8 protein-coding genes and 2 pseudogenes are annotated in these 9,883 nt (G+C 44.6%); 3 read left to right on the top strand and 7 right to left on the bottom strand.

Annotation, left to right across the window (positions count from 1 at the left end):
- Nucleotides 1-312: pseudogene (locus F6K38_RS29095) on the top strand (phosphocholine cytidylyltransferase family protein); the annotation flags it as partial.
- Between the two features lie 57 nt (nucleotides 313-369).
- Here the strand turns inward: F6K38_RS29095 and F6K38_RS29090 are convergent.
- From F6K38_RS29090 to F6K38_RS29070, 5 genes and pseudogenes are all read right to left on the bottom strand, one after another.
- Nucleotides 370-534 (bottom strand): annotated as a pseudogene (locus F6K38_RS29090) (transposase); the annotation flags it as partial.
- Between the two features lie 92 nt (nucleotides 535-626).
- Nucleotides 627-1,454: a class I SAM-dependent methyltransferase gene (locus F6K38_RS29085; RefSeq protein ID WP_287358544.1), complete on the bottom strand. Its 828-nt coding sequence runs from the start codon at nucleotides 1,452-1,454 to the stop codon at nucleotides 627-629.
- Nucleotides 1,455-1,876: 422 nt separating this feature from the next.
- The gene (locus F6K38_RS29080; protein WP_287358541.1) at nucleotides 1,877-3,235 is read right to left on the bottom strand and encodes an aromatic ring-hydroxylating dioxygenase subunit alpha; all 1,359 of its coding nucleotides are present in this window, start codon (nucleotides 3,233-3,235) and stop codon (nucleotides 1,877-1,879) included.
- Nucleotides 3,236-3,370: 135 nt separating this feature from the next.
- Nucleotides 3,371-4,219 (bottom strand): DUF3598 family protein, encoded by an 849-nt coding sequence (locus tag F6K38_RS29075; protein ID WP_008191524.1) that lies wholly within the window; start codon nucleotides 4,217-4,219, stop codon nucleotides 3,371-3,373.
- 882 nt (nucleotides 4,220-5,101) lie between these two features.
- Nucleotides 5,102-5,281, bottom strand: a complete 180-nt coding sequence (locus F6K38_RS29070) for a PEP-CTERM sorting domain-containing protein (RefSeq protein WP_008191520.1) — start codon at nucleotides 5,279-5,281, stop codon at nucleotides 5,102-5,104.
- Between the two features lie 272 nt (nucleotides 5,282-5,553).
- Here F6K38_RS29070 and F6K38_RS29065 point away from each other — a divergent pair, with 272 nt between their 5' ends.
- A complete protein-coding gene (locus F6K38_RS29065; protein ID WP_008191518.1) occupies nucleotides 5,554-6,024 on the top strand; it encodes an IS607 family transposase in 471 nt (156 codons plus the stop codon).
- Nucleotides 5,927-7,015, top strand: a complete 1,089-nt coding sequence (locus F6K38_RS29060) for an RNA-guided endonuclease InsQ/TnpB family protein (RefSeq protein ID WP_287264024.1) — start codon at nucleotides 5,927-5,929, stop codon at nucleotides 7,013-7,015. Before F6K38_RS29065 ends, F6K38_RS29060 begins: the two co-directional genes overlap by 98 nt.
- Nucleotides 7,016-7,141: 126 nt before the next feature.
- On the opposite strand, the gene F6K38_RS29055 is transcribed toward F6K38_RS29060, so the two are convergent.
- Entirely contained in the window at nucleotides 7,142-7,945 is an 804-nt protein-coding gene (locus F6K38_RS29055) for an alpha/beta hydrolase family protein (protein ID WP_287251067.1), read from the bottom strand.
- Between the two features lie 234 nt (nucleotides 7,946-8,179).
- The coding region (locus F6K38_RS29050; RefSeq protein WP_287358538.1) for an ABC transporter substrate-binding protein at nucleotides 8,180-9,883 on the bottom strand (1,704 nt) is incomplete at its 5' end.

Raw genomic sequence — 9,883 nt, 5'->3', positions numbered from 1 at the left:
TCAGGTGAGACAATCGTTGCGATGTCTAAAAATAAGGCTGAACTGGGGAGTCAAATTGCCGGTGAATTGGTCGGTATTTCCAAAATATCCCAGCCTTTGTTTCAAAGTATGTTGGCCCAAGCCACCGTAGGATTTAAAACGAGCCTCAAGCTGAATTATGAAACTGATGGGCTGATAGCAGCAGCAAAATCCTATCCAGTTTACTATACGGTGATTAGCGATCTACTCTGGGCAGAAATTGATGACCGATACCAGCTTGCCAGAGCAACAGAGCAAATCTACCCAGCAATTCTCCAGAAAGATGCTCAGTGACAGCACATTGGCAGATGGCCTTTATAGCACTGCGCGCTGTTATATTTACAGATCCTGTCAGGCTGCATCGACTACCTTGTCAAGATTAAAATCATACTTAGGCAACTCTTTCCTAATGGCCGTCTTCTCTTTGTGCCACCAATGCTTGATGGGGTTGAAGTCAGGGGAATAGGTGGGCAAGAACAGTAATTCACACCCAGCTTTTTCGATCAGTTCCCTAATGTAAAAAACCTACCCCTGTGAGTGCCCCATCTCCTCATCTGGATCTGTAGTCCTAGTTTGAAGAATTGGTATTACTTTAGTTGGGGAAGAGTTCAAGGTTTCTGAGCAGATACAACTAGGGCTGACATAGGCAGAAGCAGTCGATTATTTTGCCTATAGCTTGCAGTGTTCTGGTGAATTGCTGCCCGTATATTGTCAAGGGATTTACTAGTTTGAGCGCGCAGTATACCACCTGTTCTGGCGGTGCCTTTATAAAAAGCATCAAAAAGTTCATCGGCACTGGTAAGTTCCCAGACTAGGGGAATTTCCTGTACAGAAGGATTTTGAAATCCTAAATTTTGCAAACACTTGAAGCAATAATCTGGTTCACTAAATAGAAAAAATGGCGGCCCTTCTGGAAGAGTAACCTCTGAATTTTTATAGGTCTCAATCGCCTTATTCATAATCTTCAACGCTATCGATTTTTCTGGCTTACTCCACACAGTAAAGCCAAACTTGGCCTGGCTACGAATTACCCGAAATGCTTCACCCAGTGCCTTTTCTGGTTCAGCCAAATGCAAAATTCCAAAGTTCATTACGGCTGCTTGATATCGAGATTCGGCAAAGGGTAATGATTCGGCTTCCCCCTGAAAAAATTCGATCTGGGGATTCAGTTGCCGTGCTTTGGCAACCATAGCGTCTGATAAATCTACCCCCGTCACCTTACATCCTCGCTTGTGAGCCTGGGCAGCGACATAACCAGGACCAGTGGCAATATCAAGTAATTCCATATCCCTTCCCGCATTTACACTATCAAGGAGAGACTCGATAGTTTGGCTAGTCAGAGACGAAAAAGAGGAATGATATTGGTCTACTGACTGTTGCCATCCACAATATTCAAATTCTCTAAATTCCTTGGGATTATTGGTGGGTATTGTCATCTTTCGGTAATCTTTTTGGTAGCTGTTAGGTAAGCATTCAGCCGTCAGCCGTGAGCTATAGCAGAAGTCAGAAGTCAGAAGTCAGAAGTCAGAAGTTAAACTCAAGCCAAACTGTAGTTTGAGACTTTTGTCATGTCCTAATTACCCTGGCGACTGCTATAAGAGCTCACGCTACTTGAGGTGCCGTCAGCAGACTTAACTCATATTAAATGAATGGTTACCTGTTTTATTCAAAAGCTTTTCCCGTAGCGTGGCACAGGCTACTTGAGGTGCTATCAGCTATCAGCCAAAAGCCTGTGGCTACGCTACGGCAACAGTTTATGCCCATAGCGCAAGCTACACCGAACAGCTTTTGAATAAAATAAGCTGACGGCTGATAGCTGACGCCTGAATGCTTACATGGCGTTGAGCCAAAATTAGCCTTAATGACGAGTGTAAGAACGCTCGAAATGGGTTTTAACTTGATGGGCAACTGTTGCTATAACAACGGCTGAGCCAGACCCTAAACTAGCTATTAGTTCAGTCCCAGAACCATCCGTAACTATTGCCAAAGCCGCCAATGCGATCGCTACTCCCACAAAAGTCGTTTTTAACCGGTTGGTTACCTGATAGGCTCGATTGCAGGAACCACAGATTTGAGTATGTCGCCTTAATCGGTCTAGGGGAGCTGGTTGCTGATTATCCTCTCGTTCTTTCTGGGATAGCTTCCTGGTGGAATAGCCTTGATAAAAAGGTAAAGACGTTCCGAACTTATCGAGCCACTTGCGATACTCAATCAACAACATATCCGATGTTTTGAGTTGTAAATACAGTGAGTTTAGGCTTGTTCCCAACCGCTCCACTTCTGCCTGCTGTCCCACCACAAGTGGTAAATCTTCTTCTAAGAATTTGTCTCGGTACCAGTGTTCCATCCAACGAGGCTGTAGCTTCAGTTTCCAGGTAGAGTGATTATTATAATTCCTGATAATAATACGGCATTTGCCTTTACCTAGAGGAAGGGAATAAAGTGCTGCTCCACCGATACGAACTGATTTTTCCCCACTTGAGCTTCTGTAGGTCACTAAATTGGGAGCAACGAAATCAAGGTTTACCCATGGGCTATTCTTTTGCCTGGTTTTTCGGTACCTGCCTCGAATCCCAAAAGTAGAACTTTCCAGGACTTCCATTTCTAAGGGTTGAGCGTATTTTCGACTACTTAGGGTGCCCTCGTGACTGATGTAGAGGTGAGAGGGATCGAGGGCATTTTCTATAAAATAGGTTTGGTCGTAGGGGAGGTCTATCATATAGTCTGAGCTGGCAACTGTAGGATTGTCCAAATCCGCTACAGTTGGGATTCCCTCTTGATCAGCAGCTTCAGGTTTCCCCATCCATACCCAGACAATACCTTGCCGTTCCACAACCGTAAAGGATTGCACATAGGCTTTGGCTGGAATCTTGGCATCTTCTGGTAACTGGGGAATGTGTAAACATTGACCATCTCGACCAAATTGCCAGCCGTGATATAAGCACTCAATTTTACCATCAATGATTTGTCCCTCTGAGAGTTTAGCGGCGCGGTGAGGGCAGCGGTTTGTTAAACAGGCTAGCTTACCATCTTGGTTTCTGAACAAGACCAAAGGCTCGTCGTACAGGGAAAAGCTGTAAGGACGGTCTGTGGGCAGGTCTTGCACAAAGGTAACAGGATACCAGCACTGCTGCCAGTTGAACTCTTGCTGTGTTTCAGCTATAGGAGCGGTGCCAGTTTTTTGTACTGCTTCTGGTGTTTTGGTATCAACTCTCATAGATAACTTCCTCTATGAAACAACTGACCATCAAAGATGGCGAATCTGGAGCTTTTTCGGCACTGACGCCAGCAATACTAAACCTTTAATGTCAATCTTAGTACTAAGGCTTGCTAGACATTGCCCACCCTATTTTTAGACAATCACGCATTCCTGTGTAATCAAATCAGCTGTGCGGGTATCATCCGTGAAGTTAGCAATCCCTCTCTTGATCCGATCGGTGCTGTATCTCCAACTAAGGATAAGAGTGCTATCGTGGCCAGGCTCAAGGGTTTCTGGCACGTTTATGGAAATTCCGTCGGGAAAATCAAAGATTAATCGACCGTCCTTCGGCCAATGGACAGGGTAATCTGGCAGGGGAATTTCATCAAATGTGCCTGATCGTAATACCAGGGTATCTATCGCCTTAATGCTCGGATAATCCCGATTACTTACCTCTGGTCTCTGATTAGACCAGGGAAATGGGACAACGTCAAGTTTCACTTCCCGGAACAAGGAAATCCTGGAGAGTACACATGGATTGCCTGATTCCTTGGAGCGATCGGGGAAATAGCTAATTACCACACTGATACGACGGTTCCCTTCCAACAGGTAAATCTCGGTCAAGTTGACCTGGTCTTTCCTAAAAGGTCTACTCAATATACCAGAGGATTTAGATGAAAACATCGTCGTTGAACTCAGATCGATGGGGTGAGAGATACCTGGACCGCATTTTTCAATAATCCACGTATTTTCTTGGACTTTCGAGGGATCGTCTTGGTTAAGAAAACACACATAATGCTCAATTTGAGATGCATCTGCTAGAGGAGTAAATCTTCTTGTGGAATCAAGGACTTCATCAAGACTTCCGTTACCCTTATATCGAGAAAGAATTCCTTTCCAGGTGAATCCATGATCCTTAATAAAACGATACCATTGTCGGAATAATTTTTCCTCTGACTGGTCAGTTGACTGCTTGTCCTGAATCTGATCACGATCATTCATGGTTCTTTAGTCCCTCTAGTCTGACTTAACCTACTCTAAGTTAACAAAGAAAGCGATTGGCCGTAGGCCACGCTACGCGATCGCTATACTCGCACCTATATACTCGCACCTACAGGATGGCATAGCTCTCGCGATCACCAAGTCAACTCCCTGATGCGATCGCGTAGGGGTTCAATGCTCGCGCATCGCATACCCCAGATTCATAAAACAAATGCGTTCGCGTAGCGGCTCAATGCTCGCGCATCGCATTTTTTTTCAACCCCTTTCTTTCTATTAAATAGATAGCAGTTATCAATCGGGTGAGTTACCCAGCCCTTGGGATTTTAGGGAGTAGGGAGTAGAGAGCAGGGTAAGCCCAGAAAAAATTGAGCCAAAATGTGATAAAAGGCAAGTATTATGACCATAGTAATCTTTGATTATCAGCACTATTGTACTTTTTTTCAATAGTTTTTTTCAATATTGTTAGTAATAATTACTCCTTACGGCGGTTTGCATAACTATCAGGTACACATTGTTTCTCCTCTTCCCACTTCCGACTTCCCACTTCCGAACGCGCCCCGCGTGGCCCACGGCCTCAGTCCCTGCTCCCTGCTCCGAAGTCCCTACAAACCCAAAACGAAAGTACCTAACTGAAGTGCAAACCGCTGTATTAATTTTGGCTCTCCTACAATGGGTGTGGTAAATGAGTAGTTTAAATGAGCGATTACCCCTTCAATAGCAAGGGATTCAATGAACTAAAAATGCCATTTTAATAAAAATGCATTTTTAAATTACTCAAAAGCTTACTTAGTAAGGTTTACGGCGATTATTTTATACTAATTTATCATAGCCACTCTAGGAGAGCCTTAATTTTTGCCCTTACCCTGGGCAGCACACTAACCCCTATTTACGCTGCCACAGCCAACTAATACCGCCCATAGCTACTGCCAATACCCCAAACAGGGAACTTGGTTCCGGAACAGTTTTCACCTCAGCAATCACAGTGACATTAGGATCTAATTTTGCCCCTGTATCGAATACAAACTCAAAAGCGTTGGCATCATCTAGAAGATTAGCGCGCAAGAACAAAGCACTCCAACGGGCAATGGTTTCAATCGCTTCATCCTGAGCTAGAGTGGGATTGCTAAAATCGGGTCGCGCACCAGGGGGTTAGTGGACAGTTACAATAAGTATCACAATATCTAGTAAAGTCTATGGAAAAGTCATAGACTTTAGTCATGGCATTAGTACCTCTCCGTAAGGCGGTCGAACTTACGGGACTCTCTCAAACCACTCTAAGGAAGTACGCAGACAATGGCACGATCAGATGCTAACGAACCCCCAGCGGATACAGGATGTTTTGTACAGTTAGCCTTGCCACTTTGGGGAAACGACAACCCCCAAAACCAGCTACCATCTGTTATTGCCGGGTCAGTAGCTCCAAGCAAAAAGATGACCTCGTCAGGCAAGTCGCGTACATGCACTCGCTCTTCCCGGAAGCAGAAATCATCAAAGACATCGGCTCAGGACTTAACTACAAAAGGAAAGGACTTAGAGCCATATTGGAACGACTTATGCAGGGATGTCAGCTCACGATTGTTGTTACCTGTAGAGACCGGCTCACCAGATTCGGTTTTGAACTGTTTGAGTACTTGGTCGGATACAACGGTGGAAAAATCTTGGTTCTCGACCAACCTAAAAGTTGTCCAGAATCAGAACTTACCGCAGATCTTCTCTCCATCATTCACGTCTTCTCTTGCCGAGTCCACGGACTCCGAAAGTACGGGACAAAAATCAAAGAAGATCAGGATATTCCTAAGTGCTGATCAGAGATCGATTGTCCGAAAGTGGTTTGGAGTGTCTCGTTACGTCTTCAACAAGACCGTCAAGATACTTCAGAATAGTAAAGTAAAAGCTAATTGGAAAGCCATTAAAACTGGCATATTAAATAACCTTCCCGAGTGGTGTAAGGAAGTACCTTATCAAATTAAATCGATAGCGATAAAGGATGCTTGCACCGCTGTTAGGGAGGCCAAGAAAAAATACCAAAAGACTGGAAAAAGTAATCGGGTTAGGTTTCGCTCTAGGAAAAACCCAATTCAGTCTTGCTACATCCCCAAATCAGCAGTCTCAGTCAAAGGCATTTATCACACTAAACTGGGAGGATTAACTTTTGCTGAGACTTTGCCTGAGAACAGGGGAGATTGTAGATTGACTAGTAATAATGGGGACTACTACTTAACAGTCCCCCATCAGACTACTCAAATAAAAGCCGAAAACCAAGGTAGGGTAGTCGCGATAGACCCCGGAGTTAGAACCTTCCTGACATTTAAGAGTGAAAATTCTACAGGCAAGATTGGTCACGGTGACTTTTCTCGGATTCAAAGGCTTTGCGCTCATCTTGATAACTTAATCTCAAAAATAAGTAAGGCCAAGAGGAATCAAAAACGACGAATGAGAAAAGCTGCCAGGCGGATTGTTCTCAGAATTCAAAACCTAATAAATGAACTCCATCATAAAGCTGCTAGATTCTTGGTAGATAAATTTGATGTGATATTACTTCCGACCTTTGAGACATCTGAAATGTCAAAAAAAGGAAAAAGGAAAATCAGATCAAAGACAGTCCGAAACCTACTCACTTTATCCCACTTCAGATTCAAGGAGTTTTTAAAACACAAAGCTTCCGAAACTGGGAAAACAGTAGTAGATGTCTGTGAAGCCTATACCTCCAAGACTGTGAGCTGGACAGGAGAAATGGTAAACATCGGCGGCAGTAAGACCATTAGGTCAAAGATTGATGGCCGGTCTATGGATTGACCTTTGGTCACGCTTCGCGAACGGGACATCAATGGCGCTCGCGGGATATTCCTGAGGGCTTTGGTAGATACACCCTGGCTGCGAGAGCAGCTTGCATTGGTGAACTAAAGTCTGCGCTAGTAGACTTTAGTAGCCAAAAAGTATCGGATTATTAACATTAGTAATACTAAAGTGATTGGCACCTGCAACGGTAATCAATGCTTTGGGAGGATCTTGGATTAACTCAAAAGTCCCCAAAGCTTCCTCAGGGGTTGCCCGAGCATCGAGGCTTCCTTGAACTAAGGCCACAGGAATGCCATCATTAGCCGTAGGAACAAATTCCATTAAGAAGGGATCGAATCGATTTGTACCGTAGAAAGCACCGGCCATAAGTGCTTCTGGACGATTAAAATCATCCAAACAGAGGGGAAAAATACAGGAATCTTCAATCGCGGTTAAACCGACTGCCCCCCCTTGGGAATGACCGAGTAAACCTAGCTTCTCGGTATCCACAATACCCGCAAGCTGGGAATTATAATTCTCGCTTTCTGCAATAATAAAGTCGAAAATCGAGTTAATTTGCGAAGCTTCAGGAAGCAATCCTTCAAAATTAAACTGGGGTAGAGATACCCTATTGTTAGGAACGACAACCACAAAGCCGTAGCTAGCAACCTGAGTCGCAAAACTAGAGTAGAAGGATTTGTCTACCAATCCACCTGGCAAGAGGATGGTAGTGGGAAATAATTCCTTGCTAGTCCTAGATACAACTGGAAAGTAAATGTCTGCCGGATTGCCATTGGTTGTAATGGTAGTACTGAAGCTATCAACTTCAGAAAAAATGGGTGCATCACTGAAAGTGGCAGCAGTGGCTATTTCTGCAGTTCCGAGACTCAGAAAAATAGCACTAGAGAGGCTAAAGGAGTATTTTATTCGAGAAGAGTAAAAATTCATGAATTTTGTCAGTTTTATTACTAAAATAATGTTGCCAAAAACACTATAATTTAGCAAATTTTCCGCGCACATTCTAGTCCTGGTACCCTATAGGGATAAGCTGTAAGGACGGTCTGTGGGCAGGTCTTGCAGAAATTTTTCTACCAATTATTAGCCCTCACACCCCCACACTCTCCCCATCTCCCCATCTCCCCATCTCCCCACAATCCCCATCCCCCAAGACCCAAGACTTGATTAGTTTTCCGCAATTCTCAGCTCATCAATGTTCCATAACGGTCCCCCTAAGCTAGAAAATTTGATATTCTCGATGCGATCGCGTACTGCCTGAAAGTCTAGTGAATTGACCAGGAAAAACACGGGCAACTCCTCGGCAACGATTTCCTGGAATTGACCATAAATGACTTTGCGTTTGCTCTGATCAAGTTCTTTTATCCCAGCATTGAACAGACGGTCAATCTCTTGCTCCCAGTCAGACACTTCCCATCCTGCCAGTGGTGGTTGTCCGGGTTGAGGACCTTGATTAAATTGATGAAACGAGCCTCCACTGTACCAGAACACAAATACATTGTGAGGCTCATTTACTCCTGCTCCAAACGCACCCACATAACACTCCCAATCTCGAGTCGATAGAAGCTTTCTGAGCACAAGGTTGAAGCTGAGTACCTGCAAATCTGCTTCTATCCCAATTTGGCTTAAGTCTTGTTTAATCTGAATTGCTGCGTCTACTCGGGACTTATCGTCTGATTTCACCAGCATAGTAAATCTTACCCGGTTGCCATCCCAATCCAGCAGCTGATTTTGGGAGTTATATCTGAAACCAGCGTCTAATAGTAATTGTTTGGCCTTCTGGGGTTGATAGTTGTAGACTTTTAACCCTTCTTCTGGGGACAGGTAATAGGGACTTTGGACAGCAATGGGGGAATGTTGTACTTCACCGAGTCCCCGATAAATATTAGTTTTCATCCTTTCCCGGTCAATAGCATAGGCTACCGCTTGTCGAAAGGCCAAGGTATTGAACCAACGAGACTTGACTGGGTCTACGAAAGGTTTTCCTTGAGCATTGCGAGCTTTGTTGAGATTAAAACCGACAAACCTAATGCTAGGCATCGGTCCTCCATTGTAAATGGTGTATTTCCCCCGCTTTTCCTCTCGTTTGAGTAACCCAAAGGCCTCAGGATTTACTCTGAGGCTATCCAACTCCCCAGAGCGAAATCTGAGTAACTGGTTATCAGAGGATGGGATAACTTGCAAGACAATCCGTTGAATGTAGGGTTGGGGATTTCCCTGAGCATCAGCACGCCAGTAATAAGGGTTGCGTTGTAGGATGACTCGCTCAGCAGGGGTATACTTTTGTAGTCGATAGGGACCATTGCTAACAATATCTTGGGGATTGGTGTCAGTGCCCCAAGTGGCAAGAAACTGGGGATTGCCATTACCATCAGTGGCTTGCACAGACTCTTTTAAGGCATGAGCCGGTAGAATGGCTAGGGTTCCGGCGTATCTCACAAATGGCGCAAAGGGTTCTGGTAAGGTAAACTCAACTCGCCGCTGATCTAGTTTGCGCACCGATGGGTACTTACCAGTACTACCAATCTGGAGGAAATCTCGGGAAACTGTGGGAATCTTGGGATTCAGGTAAAGCTGCTGATAGGTAAAGATCACATCATCCACAGTCAGGGGTTCCCCATCAGACCACTTTAGCCCATCCCGCAGGGTGAAGGTGATCTGCTGTCGGTCTGAGGAAATGTCCCAAGATTCAGCTAGTCCTGGCTCCAACTCCCCTGTCATGCCATTCTCACTCAACAATCCTTCGTAGAGGTAACCAAATACACCGAAGGGAGAGGTATTAACAATAGCGTTAAAGGTAGCTGGGTCACTAGGAGTAGCTAACACTAGTTGAGAGACCTGAGCTGCTTGAGTCTTAAACTGGTTCGGATG

Origin of the sequence: Moorena sp. SIO3B2, assembly GCF_010692525.1 — a bacterium.
In the GTDB taxonomy this organism is placed as follows: Bacteria; Cyanobacteriota; Cyanobacteriia; order Cyanobacteriales; family Coleofasciculaceae; genus Moorena; species Moorena producens.
This window is presented reverse-complemented; position numbering and strand designations above follow the sequence as displayed.

Bases quoted from the DNA above. Each gene is read 5' to 3' on its own strand.
- F6K38_RS29085 (WP_287358544.1), bottom strand. From the start codon at position 1,454: ATGACAATACCCACCAATAATCCCAAGGAATTTAGAGAATTTGAATAT.
- F6K38_RS29080 (WP_287358541.1), bottom strand. From the start codon at position 3,235: ATGAGAGTTGATACCAAAACACCAGAAGCAGTACAAAAAACTGGCACC.
- F6K38_RS29075 (WP_008191524.1), bottom strand. From the start codon at position 4,219: ATGAATGATCGTGATCAGATTCAGGACAAGCAGTCAACTGACCAGTCA.
- F6K38_RS29065 (WP_008191518.1), top strand. From the start codon at position 5,554: ATGTTTTGTACAGTTAGCCTTGCCACTTTGGGGAAACGACAACCCCCA.
- F6K38_RS29055 (WP_287251067.1), bottom strand. From the start codon at position 7,945: ATGAATTTTTACTCTTCTCGAATAAAATACTCCTTTAGCCTCTCTAGT.